The organism is Fontisphaera persica (assembly GCF_024832785.1).
In the GTDB taxonomy this organism is placed as follows: domain Bacteria; phylum Verrucomicrobiota; class Verrucomicrobiia; order Limisphaerales; family Fontisphaeraceae; genus Fontisphaera; species Fontisphaera persica.
In genome coordinates, this window is sequence record NZ_CP116615.1 from 132,301 (window position 1) to 146,938 (window position 14,638).

General features: G+C 59.8%; 14 protein-coding genes. 1 reads left to right on the forward strand and 13 read right to left on the reverse strand.

The features are described 5' to 3' along the window. Positions 1-86: 86 nt before the first annotated feature. The 8 genes from NXS98_RS00570 to pduL all read right to left on the reverse strand — a co-directional run bounded on the left by NXS98_RS00570 (position 87) and on the right by pduL (position 5,544). Complete coding sequence (locus NXS98_RS00570) at positions 87-1,619, reverse strand: aldehyde dehydrogenase (protein ID WP_283846509.1); 1,533 nt, start codon at positions 1,617-1,619, stop codon at positions 87-89. A 55-nt stretch (positions 1,620-1,674) separates the two neighbouring features. Further along, a complete protein-coding gene (locus NXS98_RS00575) occupies positions 1,675-1,995 on the reverse strand; it encodes a EutN/CcmL family microcompartment protein (RefSeq protein ID WP_283846510.1) in 321 nt (106 codons plus the stop codon). A gap of 87 nt (positions 1,996-2,082) precedes the next feature. Next, positions 2,083-2,367, reverse strand: coding sequence for a BMC domain-containing protein (locus NXS98_RS00580; RefSeq protein ID WP_283846511.1), 285 nt, complete (start codon positions 2,365-2,367; stop codon positions 2,083-2,085). Between the two features lie 97 nt (positions 2,368-2,464). Further along, positions 2,465-2,860 carry a four helix bundle protein gene (locus NXS98_RS00585; RefSeq protein WP_283846512.1) on the reverse strand — a complete coding sequence of 132 codons (396 nt, stop codon included), beginning with the start codon at positions 2,858-2,860 and terminating at the stop codon, positions 2,465-2,467. A 41-nt stretch (positions 2,861-2,901) separates the two neighbouring features. Beyond that, positions 2,902-4,101, reverse strand: coding sequence for an acetate/propionate family kinase (locus NXS98_RS00590; RefSeq protein WP_283846513.1), 1,200 nt, complete (start codon positions 4,099-4,101; stop codon positions 2,902-2,904). A gap of 100 nt (positions 4,102-4,201) precedes the next feature. Next, the gene (locus NXS98_RS00595) at positions 4,202-4,480 is read right to left on the reverse strand and encodes a BMC domain-containing protein (RefSeq protein WP_283846514.1); all 279 of its coding nucleotides are present in this window, start codon (positions 4,478-4,480) and stop codon (positions 4,202-4,204) included. Between the two features lie 34 nt (positions 4,481-4,514). Continuing rightward, positions 4,515-4,805, reverse strand: coding sequence for a BMC domain-containing protein (locus NXS98_RS00600; protein ID WP_283846515.1), 291 nt, complete (start codon positions 4,803-4,805; stop codon positions 4,515-4,517). A 61-nt stretch (positions 4,806-4,866) separates the two neighbouring features. Further along, positions 4,867-5,544, reverse strand: coding sequence for a phosphate propanoyltransferase (gene pduL, locus NXS98_RS00605; RefSeq protein WP_283846516.1), 678 nt, complete (start codon positions 5,542-5,544; stop codon positions 4,867-4,869). A 106-nt stretch (positions 5,545-5,650) separates the two neighbouring features. Here pduL and NXS98_RS00610 point away from each other — a divergent pair, with 106 nt between their 5' ends. Then, entirely contained in the window at positions 5,651-6,481 is an 831-nt protein-coding gene (locus tag NXS98_RS00610) for a DeoR/GlpR family DNA-binding transcription regulator (protein ID WP_283846517.1), read from the forward strand. 37 nt (positions 6,482-6,518) lie between these two features. Here the strand turns inward: NXS98_RS00610 and NXS98_RS00615 are convergent, their stop codons facing one another. From NXS98_RS00615 to NXS98_RS00635, 5 genes are all read right to left on the reverse strand, one after another. Further along, complete coding sequence (locus tag NXS98_RS00615) at positions 6,519-7,880, reverse strand: DUF1552 domain-containing protein (protein WP_283846518.1); 1,362 nt, start codon at positions 7,878-7,880, stop codon at positions 6,519-6,521. Between the two features lie 167 nt (positions 7,881-8,047). Further along, positions 8,048-9,982, reverse strand: a complete 1,935-nt coding sequence (locus NXS98_RS00620) for a DUF1592 domain-containing protein (protein ID WP_283846519.1) — start codon at positions 9,980-9,982, stop codon at positions 8,048-8,050. A 79-nt stretch (positions 9,983-10,061) separates the two neighbouring features. Further along, complete coding sequence (locus tag NXS98_RS00625) at positions 10,062-11,642, reverse strand: hypothetical protein (RefSeq protein ID WP_283846520.1); 1,581 nt, start codon at positions 11,640-11,642, stop codon at positions 10,062-10,064. 123 nt (positions 11,643-11,765) lie between these two features. Next, the gene (locus NXS98_RS00630) at positions 11,766-12,692 is read right to left on the reverse strand and encodes a M50 family metallopeptidase (protein ID WP_283846521.1); all 927 of its coding nucleotides are present in this window, start codon (positions 12,690-12,692) and stop codon (positions 11,766-11,768) included. 140 nt (positions 12,693-12,832) lie between these two features. Beyond that, entirely contained in the window at positions 12,833-14,287 is a 1,455-nt protein-coding gene (locus NXS98_RS00635) for an ATP-binding protein (RefSeq protein ID WP_283846522.1), read from the reverse strand. Positions 14,288-14,638 lie beyond the last annotated feature (351 nt).

The following is a 14,638-nucleotide window of genomic DNA, read 5'->3' on the forward strand; positions in this document are numbered from 1 at the left end:
CGCGCTTCCACCCCCTTCATGGCGTGGCCCAAGCATTGGCTGGTTATGGAATATTCCCTGCGCATGGGAGGGTGGGGAGGTGGGATTTAGAAAATCCGCAATTTGTCCACCATGACACAGCGGCGCACGCGGGTGAAGGTGCGCGGGTTGCAAATGCCTTCGCCCGTGGTGGTGGCGATGCTGAAATTCGGATAGCCTTCGCCGCCCGCGCCCAGCCCGGCCAGGCAGGAGCCGTTTTTGACGAAAAGCGTCGTTTCCAGCGCTTTGGCCATGGCGGTCATGTGAGCCACGTCGTGCGAATGAATCATGGCGGAGTGCTTGTAACCGCGCTCGGCTTTTTTCGAGAGTTCGATGCCTTCCTCGACGGTTTTGACGCGGACCACGGGGAGGAAGGGCATCATTTGCTCCTCGATGACAAATAGATGGTCCGGGCTGGTTTCCGCAAATAGCAGTTGAGTGCCTTTGGGGATGCTGATGCCGGCCACCTGCGCCAGGACTTCGGGGTCTTTGCCGACCAAATCGCGGCTCAGCACGGGATGGCCGCAGCCGGCGCCCTGGCCGGGAATGGTGAAGGCGGCTTTGGTCAACCGCTCGACTTGCGCGTCGTTGAGGCGCACGGCGCCGGCTTTTTCCAGCGCCGCCATGAAACGGTCAAAGAACGGCTCCAGCACGAACACCTCTTTTTCGCCGATGCAGAGGAGGTTGTTATCGTATGACGCACCGTAAACGACATGCTGCGCGGCGCGTTCGAGGCAGGCCGTGCCGTCCACCAATACGGGGGGGTTGCCCGGGCCGGCGCAGATGGCGCGCTTGCCGGTTTGCATGGCGGCCTTGACCACGCCGGGTCCACCGGTGACGCACAGCAATTTGACCAGCTCGTGCGCGGCAATGGCCTGGAATGACTCGAGAGTGGGTTTTTCCACGATGCAGGCCAGGTTTTCGATGCCCAGCTCGCGGTAAATGGCCTCGTTCAAGACGCGGGCGGCCATGACGGCGCATTTCACGGCACTGGGATGCGCATTGAACACCGCCGCATTGCCTGCAGCCGCCATGCTGATGACGTTGCAGGCCATGGTGGGGATGCTGTGGGTGGAGGGGGTGACGGCTCCGATGACGCCAAATGGCGCGTACTCCTCCAGAGAGATACCGTGGTCTCCGCTAAAACCCAACGGTGCCAGAAACTCCACGCCCGGCACGGCACGGAGTCCCTTGAGCTTCTCAATTTTGTGGTCCAGCCGCCCGATTTTGGTTTCCTGCAATTCGATGAAGCCCCATTCAGCGGCGTTCTGGTTGCAGATGTCCTTCACCAGTTGCACGACCTTCTGGCGGCCGGCCACGCCTTTGGCGCTGAGCTGCAGGTAGGCCTCGTGGGCGGCCTCGCAGGCCTGCCGGGCGTCCTGAAACACCCCAAACACGCCCCGCAGCGGCGTTCGCTCGGCGGTTTTGATGACCAGGTTGGGCGGCGTGACGCTGGCGGCGGGCGGCGCAGGCGCCGGTGCGGGCGCAGGCGCTGGCGGAGCCGTGGTACTGGGCGCGGGGGTGCCGCCCGCCCGGTTCAAACGTCCCAGCACTTCGGCCACCACATCACGAATCAAGGCTTCATTGACTGGCGCACTCATATCACTTCCTCAGTTTGCGGCTGCCGGGCAGGTGGGGAGGGCAGGAATGCCCCGCCTACTTGCCGGCCTGGCGCGCGTTATAGATTTCTTTGCCGAGCACATCCACTGTATCCACAATGCCAATGACCACTGCGTCCACCGGCGCATCCTTGAGACTGGGCGCCAGCCGGGCGGAACTGCCCTGGCAGAAGAGCACCAGCTCGCCTTCGCCCGCGCCGACACTGTCCACGGCGACAATGGTGTTGGCGCCATTGCGGAATTTGGTGGGGTCTTTTTCGTCCACCAACTGGGGCCGCAGCAGCAGCAGTTTGCGGCCGCTCATGCTGGGGTCCTTTTTGGTGGACACCACCGCTCCTTCCACCCGAGCCAGAAACATGGTTGACCTCCGGGCTGGCGGCGGGCCAAAACCCCGCCGGGCGTGCTCCCGGGAGGGAGACGCCCGCGTAGTTCGGCCCGGCGCAGATTACTTGGCCTTCTTGGGCAATACCGCCTCCACGTCCGGATGCGGGCGGGCAATGACGTGCACGCTGACCAATTCGCCTTTGATGGCTTTGATGGCCTGTGCGCCGGCATCGGTGGCCGCCTTGACGGCGGCGACGTCGCCCACCACCACCGCGGTGACGAGGGCATTGCCGACCTGGGTCATCGGGCCGGCCAGTTCCACGTTGGCGGCCTTGAGCATGGCGTCGGTCCCTTCCACCAGGGCGACCAGGCCGCGGGTTTCAATCATTCCAATGGCTTGAGGCATAGTTTATTCGTTGTTTTGTGTTAAAAGTGCAAAGGCAAGGATTTGGTAAATGCAAAAGGCAAAAGGCAAAACTTAAAATGCAAAATCCAAGAGTGGTTCATGGTTGACGCCTGTTTTTCGCGGTGACGATGGATTTGCCGATGATTTTGCATAGTTCTTCGCTTTCCAGCAGGAGCGTCTCCACCAATTCGGCACGCAAGAGATTGGCCTTGATGATAAGCCGCAACCATAACCTGGACTCGCGTAGTTCTTTGAGGGCCACGCTCAATTTATGTATGAAATCTTCCCGGCTTTCGGCAGCCCGGGCTTCCTCATAGTTTGGCGCTGCGGAGGTACCGGAGCGAATAAGCTGCCCCGCCACATGCCGGCCCAACCGATTGAGCGGCAAAGCGTTGGCCAATCGGGCGCTGCGAACTGCAAAATCCAAAATGCGCTCGGACAATTCGTCATAGGGCACACGCCCTGGGCGCGAGGGTTTTTTTTCATTTTGCACTATGCATTTTGAATTTTGCATTTGCCCTAATTAATCGGATTTCAGCTTAGGCCCTCCTGCTCCTTGATTAATAATCGCCGGGTTTCGCGTGCCACGACGAGCTCTTCGTTGGTGGGAATGACCATCACCTTGACCCGGGAATGCGGAGAGCTGATGACCGCCTCCTGGGCGCGCGTTTGCTGATTCAGGGCGGGGTCCAGCTCAATTCCCAGGTGGTCCAGGTCCCGGCACACCGCCGCCCGCAAGCCGAAGTCGTTTTCCCCAATCCCGGCGGTGAATACCAGCGCATCGGCGCCGTTCAGTTCCACCAGAAAGGCGCCAATCCAATGCCGGATGGCATGCACGAAGTGGTCCAGCGCCAACTGGGCGCGCGCCTCGCCCTGCTGGGCCCGGGCGGTGATGTCCCGCATGTCATTGTAGCCGCCAGAGAGGGCTTTAAGCCCCGATTCCTTGCAAAGCTGGCGCTCGGCTTCTTCCAGCGTCATTCCGGTTTGGCGGAGCACATGGGGCAGGGCAAAAGCATCCAGGTCGCCCACGCGGTTATTGTGCGGCAGGCCAGATTGGGGGCTCATTCCCAGGCTGTTGCCCACGGCAATGCCGTCGCGCAGGCCGGTGATGGAGGAGCTGCCGCCCAGATGGCAGGAAATCACCCGCAGCGCCGGGGAGCGCACTGGCGTGGTGCCGCCGTCCACGTAAAGCTGCCGCACCCGGCGCGCCACATCCTCGCGTCCCAACAACTCCGCGGAGCGCTCGGCGATGTACTTGTGACTGGCCCCATGGAAACCATAGCGCCGGACGCCCAGGTCATACCAGGACTCCGGCACGGCGTAACGTTGGGCGGCCGGCGAGGCCCATTGGTAAAAGGCCGTTTCAAACAGCCCCACCAGCGGCACGCCTGGCATGGCCTGCGCAAACAAACGGATGCCGGCAATGTACGGCGGATTATGGGCCGGGGCGATGCTGTTGAAGGCTTCCATGGCCTGCAGCACGCGCTCGTCCAGCCGCACGCAACCGGTGATGCCCCGCGCCAACACCGTTTTGAAACCCACCGCCGCCAAATCAGCGGCGTGTTGAATGTGCCCGGCCTGCTGGAGCTGTTCAAGGCACGTGCGGATGGCTTGCGGATAATCCGTGACCCGCTCCAGCCCGCCCTTGTGCAGCATCTGCTCCTGCTCGCCGACGAAGTGGAACAACCGCCACTTGAGCGAGGTGGAGCCGATATTGGCAACCAGGATTTTCATGGTATTACCGGGGCTGCAGGGAAACCGCCGCCCGCCCGGGGGCAGGACAGGGCAAGGGAATGGGTTTCACCATGACCCTGTGCCCCATGCCCGGATGGCGTTATTGCAGCCACTTGCCCAGGCCGGACAACCCTTCGTGTGGGCGGGGGATGACCTGAACAGCGATGACCTGGCCCACCTGCGCGGCTGCGGCGGCCCCGGCATCGGTGGCCGCTTTGACGGCGGCCACGTCCCCGCGGAAGAAGCCAGTCACGTACCCGCTGCCAATCTTTTCCCAGCCCACCAATTGCACATTGGCGGCCTTCAGGCCGGCATCGCAGGCTTCGAGCAGGGCGCACAGCCCCTTGGTTTCAATCATGCCAATTGCTTGTTGTGCCATAATTCAATGCGGTTAAAGAGGGTTTGGGTTGTCGTTATTTGCCGCCCTTGGCCGGTTCGCCAATGAAGGTTTTCACCAGGTCTTCATGCGGGCGGGCCAGGATGTGGGAGCTGATGAGCTCGCCCACCTTGCCGGCCGCTTTGGCGCCGGCATCCACGGCGGCTTTCACACTGCCCACATCGCCGCGGCACAGGACCGTAATCATGCCGCCGCCAATGGGGATGGTTTTGACCAGGGTCACATTGGCCGCCTTGACCATTGCATCGCTGGCCTCCACGGCTCCGACGTAGCCCTTGGTTTCGATCATGCCGAGTGCTTCACTCATAGGTTTCCTTTGGGTTGCTTGGGGTTTAATTCAAAGATGCTCAGGTTCAACTTCCGCAAATTCACTTGATTAATTCGCAGGGGGTGTCGGCCTGCAAATCGCAGGCATTGCCTTCATCGGTGTCAATGTGCACTTCCAGTTTGAAGCTGGGGTCCACCCGGCAGAGCAGCTTTTCCAGCGTCAGGGCGCATGGCCCGCCAATGCGCAGCTTCATCCAATCCCCCTGCTTTACGCCGTAAAAGGCCGCGTCATCCGGATGCATGTGCACATGCCGCAAGGCCCGGATTACGCCCTCCTTCATCTCGAAGAATCCCGCCGGCCCCATCAACATGGCCCCGGGCGTTCCCTTGATGTCCCCGGAAAGCCGCAAAGGCAGGTCAAAGCCCAGCGCAATGCCGTCGGTGTAGGCCAGTTCCACCTGGTTCAAACTTCGGCAAGGTCCCAGAATGCGGAGATTGGAAATCACCCGGCTACGCGGCCCAATCAGGGTCACGGTTTCTTTCGCCGCAAACTGTCCCTCCTGATACAGCCATTTATAGACTTGGAGTTTGTATCCTTTGCCAAACAACGCCTCCACGGCGTCCTGGGTCAGATGGCAATGGCGCGCGCTGACGTTGACCACCAAGGGATTCGGGGCCCGCGCCGCCCGTGGCAGGGGCAAACCCAAGCGTTGATACACCGCCTGTCGAACTAAATGCTCGACTTCGGCCCGATGAACCGCTGGTGCCGTGACAGCCATAAAACGAATATTTGCAGCGAAAAAACCAAAAAGTGGCAGAAATGTCAAATAAAATCTTGCAAAAAAAATCTGATTCTACCACAATCTATCAAAACCTACCAAATCTATGGCTCATTTGCCGCCAGAAGAACGTCAGCGCCGCATCGAGGAGTACCTCGCCCGGGTGGAGTTTGCCTCTTTGGACGAACTGGCCCAGCACGTGGGGGCTTCCATTTCGACGGTCCGGCGTGATTTAACCGCCTTGCAGGCGCAGGGGACGGTCCGCCGCACGCACGGTGGAGGGCGCATTGTTAATCCGCGGTCGGATGAGTTTGTTTTTTCCCAGCGTGATACTCATGAACTGGCGGAAAAAGAGGCGATTGGGCGCGCCTGTGCGGAATTAATCCGCCCCAATCAAAGTCTGATTATGGATGCGGGGACCACGGTTTTTCACGTGGCGCGGCATTTGGAAAGCAAAACACCGCAAATTGTGACCAATTCGCTGCCGGTGGCGCAGCTTTTTATGGGGTCCAATCAGGTGGAAGTGCTGCTTTGTGGGGGAGTGCTTTATCCGCGCATGGGGGTGCTGGTGGGGCCGCTGGCAGTCAAAACGTTTAATGATTTGCACGTGGATGTGGCCATCATGGGCGCGGGCGGTTTGACGCTGGAGGGCATCACCAATTCGCACGCTTTGTTGATTGAGATTCAACATGCCATGATTCGGGCGGCGCAGCGGGTCATTTTCTGTTTGGACCATACCAAGTTTGGCCGACGCTCGATGTCGTTCCTGTGCGGACTGGAGGCCATTGACACCATTGTCACCGATGCCGCCGCGCCAGCCGGGATGGTGGAGGCCATTCGCGGCCAGGGGGTGGAAGTTATTTTGGCCCCCCTGTCCACGGAGAATGGAGAGCCACGCGCGGAATCAAGCCATCAAATGTCGGCGCCGTTGCCTTGATGTTCTTGCGGGCGGTTGGGATTTAGCGAAAACTTTTTTACGTCAACCCCTGGAGCGGGCCGGTGCTGTCGCCATGCCGTTGAATGGGGGTACCGCCTGCGGCCATCATGGATAAAAAGAGATTGGCCATGGGCGTGTTGCGGGGGTAGCGGAGATGGCGTCCGGTCTTGAAGGCGCCGCCTGCGCGTCCGGCCAGCAGGACGGGCAAATCATCATGATTGTGGCGGTCGCCGTCTGAAATGCCGCTGCCATAGACAATCATGCAATTATCCAGCAGGGTGCCGTTTCCTTCTTTGGTAGATTTGAGCGTTTGCAGGAAGCGGGCAAAGCGCTCGACATGGAAACGGTTGATTCTGGCAATCATTTCCTGCTTTTGCGCGTTGCGGCCATGATGGGAAAGCTCGTGATGGCCTTCGGAAATCCCGAGGTTGCGGTAGCTGCGGTTGCTGCCGTCATGCGCCACCATAAAAGTGATGATGCGGGTGGTGTCCGTTTGAAACGCCAGCGCCATGAGGTCGTACATCAAATCCAGGTGGGCCGTGTAATCCTTGGGGATGCCATTGGGTTTTTCTGTAGTGGGCGTGACGGCGCGGGCAAACTTTTCCGCGGCTTCGATGCGCCGTTCGAGTTCGCGGACGCCGTCCAGGTATTCGTCGAGTTTGCGCTGGTCGGCCAGACCTAGTTGCCCCCGCAGTTGCCGGGCATCTTCCAGGACCAAATCCAGAACACTGCGATTTTGCCGGGCGCGGCGGGCTTCAGCTTCAGTGGTGGCGCCCTGCCGTTGCTGGAAAAGGCGCTCGAACACCAGCCGCGGATTCACCTCCGGCGGCATGGGCAGGGAGGGTGTTTTCCAGGAGACATTGAAGGAGTAGGCGCAACTGTAGCCGGAGTCGCAATTGCCTGAGGAGCGGCTGTGGTCACAGCCCAGCTCCAAAGATGGCAGAGGGGTTTGCTGCCCCCAACGGGCGGCGGCCACTTGATCAATCGAGACCCCCACCTGGATATCCGCCCCGTGGGTTTTTTTCGCCTGGGCAGCGGTCAGGAACGTGGCGCAAGAACGGGCATGATCGCCGGGGCCATCGCCGTTGGGACGGGCCTTGTCGTGGGTCAAACCGGTGAGTACCAGCAGGTCTTCGCGGACGGGCGCCAGCGGCTCCAGGATGCGCGGCAATTCAAACGCTGGGCCTTCGGTTTTGGGGGTCCACTCCGGCATGTGCGCCCCGTTGGGGGTAAAAATAAAGGCCATGCGCAACGGAGCCGCCGACTTGCCCGCCTGGGTAGCGGCAGCGGCCTGGAGGGGACGAGGAATCATGGCTTCCAGAAGCGGCAGGGCCAGGGAAACTCCCACTCCCCGCAGGAAGGTGCGACGCGAAAGCTGCCAGCGGCGTTGAATAATCATGGCTTATTATAAGGTTTATGTCATCTAAATTATGCCTTTCTTGAACTGTCCGCAAGCGTAAATCAGGTTGAGGCTCATTTTTTTCACGCCCCACCTGAAGCGGGTGGCGTTCCATTTATCGCAAGCCTTTGATTGGGGCCATGGCTGTAGCTCGAGTGGGTAGCCGGTCATTCCTGCTGAGCCACGGCAGCTTCTCCGCGCTGGTTTTGGAAGGGCACACTATGGACAATTTCCAAGACCAGCGCAGAGAATTTGTGGCCGCGGCGGGGGAGGTTGGCGGTGATTTTGTCAACGGCGCAGCGGTCATAATACTCCAGCCCGCGGCCGAGGGCGTAGGTGAGCATTTTTTCGCTGAGGCAGCGCAGGAAATCCTGCTTTTTCTTCTTGCGCAGAATCGCGCGCAATTCCACGGAATTTTTGAACGCCTCCCCGCTGGTCAACTGGCCGGCGGTGTCGAGGGGGGCCTGGCCGTCGCGGGTGCGCAAGCCGCCGATGGCGTTGAAATTTTCCAGCCCAAAGCCGATGGGGTCCATGCGCGCGTGGCAGGAAGAACAGAGAGGGTCGGCGCGGTGCTGCTCCAGGCGCTGGCGCAAGGTGCCATGCAGCTCGCCGTGCTCCGGCAGTTCAGGCACATTGGGCGGGGGTGGGGGAGGTGGGGCGCCCAGCAGGTTGTCTAACACCCACTTGCCCCGTTTAACCGGCGAAGTGCGCGTGGGGTTGGAGGTGAGGGTCAGGATGCTGGCCTGGGTGAGCAGGCCGCCGCGGGGGGTGCCTTTGAGCGACACTTTGCGGAATTCCGGCCCGGTAACTCCTTTAAGGCCGTAATGTTTGGCAAGCGTCTCGTTGACAAAGGTGTAATCTGCATCCAGAAACTCCAATACACTGCGGTCTTCGCGCAAAATGGCCCGAAAGAAGGACGAAGTTTCCATCAGCATGGCGGCCCGCAAATCGTCCGAAAATTCCGGAAAAGTGGCGGGGTCCGGGGTAATTTGGGCCAGCCGACGCAGCTCGAGCCATTGCTCGGCAAAATTGGCCACCAGGGCGTCGGCCTTGGGGTCTTGCAACATGCGGCGCACCTGGGCCTCCAGGTTTTTACGCAGCGTGCCGCGCTCGGCTTCGGCAAACAGGGTGTCATCCGGCATGCTGCTCCACAAGAAATAAGAGAGGCGGACGGCGAGGGCGTGTTCATTGAGGGGCACCGCGCGGCTGGGGCTTGCCGGGGTGGTGGCGGGTGGTTCTCCCCGGAAGAGAAAATGGGGTGAGACGAGGATGGCCTTGAACGCGCTGCGCAAACTTTCAGCGAGTGAGTCGCCGGCTTCCTGATTGCGTTTCAGCAGCAGGACCAGGTGCTCAACTTCGGTTTGGGTGACCGGACGGCGGTAAGCGCGGCGGGCGAAATGCCGCAACGTTTCTCGGGCCCCGGCCAGCGAATCGGGTGCTTGCAGGGCGGGCAGGACATAACGGCGCTGGAACCACGTGGGCGGGGCGTTGGTGGCCGCGGAAGCGGCCGGCCACGCAGCTTCCAGAGCGCGTTCGGCGGCGGCCAGGTACTTTTCCATGAGGGTGGGAGAGAGAAACAGGACGTCGCCGATGTTGTCGAAACCGTAGCCGATATCGTCCGCCGGGAAATCGTCGGCGGGTCGTACCTGGACGCCGAGGAGGTCGCGGATGGTATTGTTGTATTCCACCCGGTTGAGGCGGCGAAGGGTAACACGGCCGGGATCGGGATTGTTGCAATCGCATTGAAACACCACGGATTCAATCCACTGAATCATTTTTTCGCGCTCGGCTTCGGTGGGTTTGGGTTTGCCGGCGGGGGGCATTTCCTGGGTTTGGACCTGTTTGAGGATGTTCTGGAAGAGTTTGCGCTCGCGGACGGCATCGGCATCGGACTTAAACAGCCGCAAATCCAGGTCGGCCTTGGCTTTTTCGCCGTGGCAATCGTAACAGTATTTGGCGAACAGCGGCTGGATGTCCTTGGGATAATCCGGGGCGGCGGGTTGGTTGTTTTTGCCTTTGAGAAAATCCAACAGGCCGGCATAGGCCGCCACGGCCATTAACAACAAGAGGGCGATGAGCGCCGCCAGGCGTTTTGCAGGCATAGACTTTACGCTGCCAATATAGCCTGCAATCCGCCGCCCACAAATGGGATTGGTGGTCGGCGGGGGGACGGCTGCCCGCTTAACTTTTTACCTCGTAATTTTCATTTCCCTCCACCACCGCGCTGGCTTGATTGAGGATGATGCCGGGTTTGGGGCCGAGATGGCGGTTGCCCTTGATGACATTGCCTGCGGCTGGCGCGCCGGCAAGGCGAATGCCATTGGAGCGGGTGATGTTGTTGACAATGACGACTCGCCGCACTGGAAACTCGCCGGCTTGTTTGTGGCGGGGAGCGGTGACGTAAATGTCTTGGATGTTGCCGGGGGTGGAGATGTCGTTGCCCTCGATATGCAGCCCCTCGACGGCGCCCACGTGAAAGAGGGAGAGGTAACTGTTGCCGCGGTTGTTGACCAGGCGGCTGTCGCGGATGATGGAGTTGCAATGGTCCTCGTGCATCAGACCTTCGCCATCGTTGATGAAGTATTTTTTATCCGAGCACCAGTTGCGGTACACTTCGTAATCATTCGACTCCACCACCCAGCGCCAGCCGCGCATTTCCAGGGCGCGGTTGTCGTTGGTGGACGAGCCGTAGCTGGCATGGATGCCGGTGACCGTGGGGCGGAATTCGTCTTTGGCAAAGCGGATGATATTGCGGGCGCAGACCACGCCGTCGCCACTGAAGCCGATGGCGCAGCGACCGGTGTTATAGACGTAATTATCGCAAATTACCGTCCCTTTGCGGAAGCCCCAGGGATGGGTTTCCGGAGTGCCGTCGTCGCCGCTGCCGCCTGCGCCGCCGATGCAGTGGTGATTGACGTAGATGCCGGGGCGGTTGTCGTAATCAAAGAGCACTGCAAAGAGCATCACCTGTTTTTTGCGGTCCAGCAGGGGGTACTCCTGCATCAGGAAATTGTCGTCCCCGCTTTTGGGAATCCGGTTGTTGGCCACCAGCGCATTTTCGGCGGCATGGACGCGGATGGCGGAGCGAAACTTGGCTGTGTAGCGCAGCCAGCCTGGTTGCGAGCCGTCGGGGGCGGGGATGCCCGGCTCGACGCCGGCCGCGTTGCGAATGAGGCAGCCGAAGACAAAGCGGTTGGAGCCGCAACGGTGGCCTTCGGCCTCGGCGAGGTTGACATAGCCGCGGTTGAGGCTGAGATGGACCACGCCGCAGTTGGCTGCGGTGGCAGGGTCTTCCAGGACGATGCCCTTGAAAGCGGTGGAGATGGGCGTGCCGTTGCCGGAAAAAAGGGGTTGGTAACGCGGAAATTCCAGCCGCGCCGGCGGCGCAAATTTTTCGTCATGGGCGCGGGTGGCGCCTTCCGGCGGCGCGCCGCGCAGGATGATGCCGTGGCGAAGGCGGATGTCGGCCTGGAAGCGATATTCGCCGGGGGGGAAGAAAATCACGCCGCCGCCCTGCTGGGCCAGGCGTGCCTGGGCGGCCTCGAGGCGGGCGTCCCAAAACTCACCCTGGCCGGGGATGCTGGTAATGTCGAGAAGACGGTCCCACGGGAGTTTGGCCGTCCAACTCAGGTTGAGATGGGCCAGGGGATTATGCGTTGGTGGCGCTGCCCAGCCACGCAGCATCAAGGCGCCGGTGGCGCTCGCGGCCAAGACCTGAATGAAATGACGCCGGGAGGTTTGCACGTCAGCAGTCTGCCTCAAGGCAGTATTTTGCAAAAGAAATAATTTGGGGTGGGCTGACCTTGCGAGTAATCAACAGCCGAATGCTACAAGCCTGCCGTCGGGTGGATGGTGTCCAACGTGCACCACGTGGAGGCTGAAGGGTCAGCTCATGCGCGGCGGGATGATGGGCGGGGGTTGCCGCCACAGCGAAAGCGGCAGCAGATGGCGGCAGTGCGGGCAGGTGGCCGTTTCGTAATTGGTCATGCAGTGGGGACAAGTGCCGTCAGTGGCAAAGGTGTCAAAGGGACGCCCGCAGCGGGCGCACAGCCAGTAAGGTCCGGCGGGGGGCACGGTACCGCAGTCAGGGCAAATGTAATCCACGTGGCGGGGGGCGGCTTCCACTTTGGCCATCTGGCGGGCTTGAAGCAGAGCGCGCCAGCAGTTCAGCAGAATGAACACGCTCATGATGAAAAACCAGGCCGACCGCATATAGAGGGCCAGCAGAAAAAGGCCGAAAACACCGACAATGCCGATGGTGCTGGCCACCAGCAGCGCCCGCGCGCGGCCCAGGAGAAACCAGAGCAAAGCCCAGACAATTTGCCCGCCGTCCAGCGGATAAACCGGCAGCAGGTTGAAGGCGAGCATGATGCCGTTGATGACAAACAGCACGGTGAGATAACGTCCCAAATCGGTGGTTTCGGAATGAAACCCGGCGGCGCTGGCCAGCAGCAGCATCCCACCCAGGAGCGGCAGCAAAACCACATTGACCAAAGGGCCGGCTGCGATGCTCCAGAGGGTGGCCCCCGGCCGTTGGGGCGGCTGCACAAATGCCACGCCGCCAAGGGGCCAGAGGACAATTTGCTCGGCATACCCTCCGGTTTGCCGGCAGGCCAGCGCGTGGCCGAATTCGTGCATGAGCACGATGGCAAACAGCGAAACGTATTCCAGCACGTTCCAGAGGGGGGAAGCATATTCGCCCAGGCGTGAGCTAATCATGTAAGCCGCCACCAGGAACCATGTCCAATGGAGGTACACCTGAATGCCCGCCAGTCGAAACAGCCTGAACGAACCTTGCTGCGTAGGCAACATTTACCAGTCAACCTAACATCATCGCCTGCTCCTCACAAGTGCGGGAAAAGGCAGTCATGGTCGTTTTCCCCCGTTGGCAAGGTGAGGGGACTTCTTGTAAATCCTTTGGGAAAGCAAGACTTTCCCGGGCTTGGGGATCATTACTCCTCCACTTTGCTGTGGGCCGGGAGCAACTCGGACTGACCGAGCCAGTAACATGCCAACGGGGCAGGGATTTTGAGAATGCGGGTTTTGGCGGGGGTGTCGTCCAGCGGCAACACACTGAAGTCATCCAAATCGCGCGTGACCACATAGCCCCGCGGAATGTTTTTCTGGGTGCAGAAAGCCACCAGCCCCTTGAGATCACCTGCGCCCGTATGTTGATGGCTGTATTTGACCTCGAAGGGCACTTGCCGTCCCTGCACCTCAGCCACAATGTCCACCTCTTCGTTTTTGCGTCCGCGCCAGTAGGAAAAGCCCACGCTGAACTCGTAGTAACGGGTGAACACGTGTTTGAAAAACGCCGTTTCGACTGCCCGGCTGACGGCGGCTGCATCCTGCAGCATGGCTTTTCCCTTGAGCAGCACGCTGGGAGCAATGGCTGCGTCGGCCAGATAAATCTTGTGCCGTGCTCGGAGAATCTCTTTGCCATAGCCGTGGGGCGGCAGGCGGTGAATTAAATGGGCTGATTCCAACAGGCCAAGGAAATTTTGCACGGTGGGTTTCTTGACTTCGAGGTTTTGACAGAGGCTTGCCACGTCGAGCAGTCCGCCATCGTGCAGGCATAGATAGAGAAAGGTTTGCTCCAGTTCCAGCACCCGCCGCACGCCGAAGAGAGCCGTCATGTCTCGTTTTAGCACTTTATCCACAATGTCTTCCCGCAAAAGCTTCTGGGCCAGGTCCACACTGGACACCAGGGCGCATTGTGGAAAACCACCCCGCAGCAGGTACTCATGGAAATGGGCGGTCAGGGGCCGGGCCAGTTCGCTTACCCGGGCGAATTGGGCAGGCGTCCATTCAAAGAGTTTCAGCAGCGAGGCGATTTCCGGCAATTCGGGCACTGGTAGTTTTTTGATTTGCAGGTACTCAAAAAAGGATAGTGTGGCCAGTTTGATGGTATGCCACCGGCCCACGCCCGATTCCTGGCCATCCATCACCAGCGGCGCGGCTGAGCCGGTGACGACGATGCGCCGCCGTTTTTCGAAATCCACTTGGTGCTTCAGCCAAGTCTGCCAGTCACGGGCAAATTGAATTTCATCAAGGAGGAGATACTCCATACCTTCTGCCGGCGGTTCATATTCGCGCCAAAGTTTGACGATGTCATCCAGCCCGCCAAGTCTCAGCAGGGGATGATCATAGGTGGCATAAAGAATATTTTGTGGCGGCACGCCACTGGCTATCAGTGCCTCAACCGCTTGCAGCAACAGGGTGGTTTTACCCACCTGCCGGGCACCACTTAAGAGAATGGCTCGATGGACGGGAGGCGTACGTAGCCAGAAATCCAATTCCCGAAAGGCAGCCCTGCGCCACTCGGGCAGGTCAGGGATGCGCTGTCTGAACCACCAAGGGTTATAGTGGCGCAAAACGGACATGACTTCCTGCGGAGAGGTAATCATGGTTAAATTATCTAAAATTAATCAAATAAGTCAAGTATATTTTACTTAAAAGCGTCAATTAAGCAGTTATTTATGAAAAAAGGTCGTTTTGGATTGAATGAGAGTAGAAATGGAGTTTTTAGACCGCAACACCTAAGCATCCAATGGGTCAAGGTAATCTCGCTCCCTGCACCCTTTTAATTCATAAGCCAATGGTATTCAATTGGATATGAATCTGGTCTGGTGGGGTGGTGAGAGTCGGTAGGGTAGAGCACATGGCTTAATGGACGCTTTCGTAAAGTGACGCTACTATGAGCGCTATGACCTCTGATACCAAAACCGGTAAAGGGAATTCCTGCCCTGCGGCACCGT

What these genes read in the sequence shown, in the direction of transcription:
- NXS98_RS00615 (WP_283846518.1), bottom strand. Translation starts at nt 7,880, where the DNA reads ATGATTATTCAACGCCGCTGGCAGCTTTCGCGTCGCACCTTCCTGCGG.
- NXS98_RS00620 (WP_283846519.1), bottom strand. Translation starts at nt 9,982, where the DNA reads ATGCCTGCAAAACGCCTGGCGGCGCTCATCGCCCTCTTGTTGTTAATG.
- NXS98_RS00575 (WP_283846510.1), bottom strand. Translation starts at nt 1,995, where the DNA reads ATGTTTCTGGCTCGGGTGGAAGGAGCGGTGGTGTCCACCAAAAAGGAC.
- NXS98_RS00580 (WP_283846511.1), bottom strand. Translation starts at nt 2,367, where the DNA reads ATGCCTCAAGCCATTGGAATGATTGAAACCCGCGGCCTGGTCGCCCTG.
- NXS98_RS00570 (WP_283846509.1), bottom strand. Translation starts at nt 1,619, where the DNA reads ATGAGTGCGCCAGTCAATGAAGCCTTGATTCGTGATGTGGTGGCCGAA.
- NXS98_RS00610 (WP_283846517.1), top strand. Translation starts at nt 5,651, where the DNA reads ATGGCTCATTTGCCGCCAGAAGAACGTCAGCGCCGCATCGAGGAGTAC.
- NXS98_RS00630 (WP_283846521.1), bottom strand. Translation starts at nt 12,692, where the DNA reads ATGTTGCCTACGCAGCAAGGTTCGTTCAGGCTGTTTCGACTGGCGGGC.
- NXS98_RS00595 (WP_283846514.1), bottom strand. Translation starts at nt 4,480, where the DNA reads ATGGCACAACAAGCAATTGGCATGATTGAAACCAAGGGGCTGTGCGCC.
- NXS98_RS00600 (WP_283846515.1), bottom strand. Translation starts at nt 4,805, where the DNA reads ATGAGTGAAGCACTCGGCATGATCGAAACCAAGGGCTACGTCGGAGCC.
- pduL (WP_283846516.1), bottom strand. Translation starts at nt 5,544, where the DNA reads ATGGCTGTCACGGCACCAGCGGTTCATCGGGCCGAAGTCGAGCATTTA.
- NXS98_RS00590 (WP_283846513.1), bottom strand. Translation starts at nt 4,101, where the DNA reads ATGAAAATCCTGGTTGCCAATATCGGCTCCACCTCGCTCAAGTGGCGG.
- NXS98_RS00635 (WP_283846522.1), bottom strand. Translation starts at nt 14,287, where the DNA reads ATGATTACCTCTCCGCAGGAAGTCATGTCCGTTTTGCGCCACTATAAC.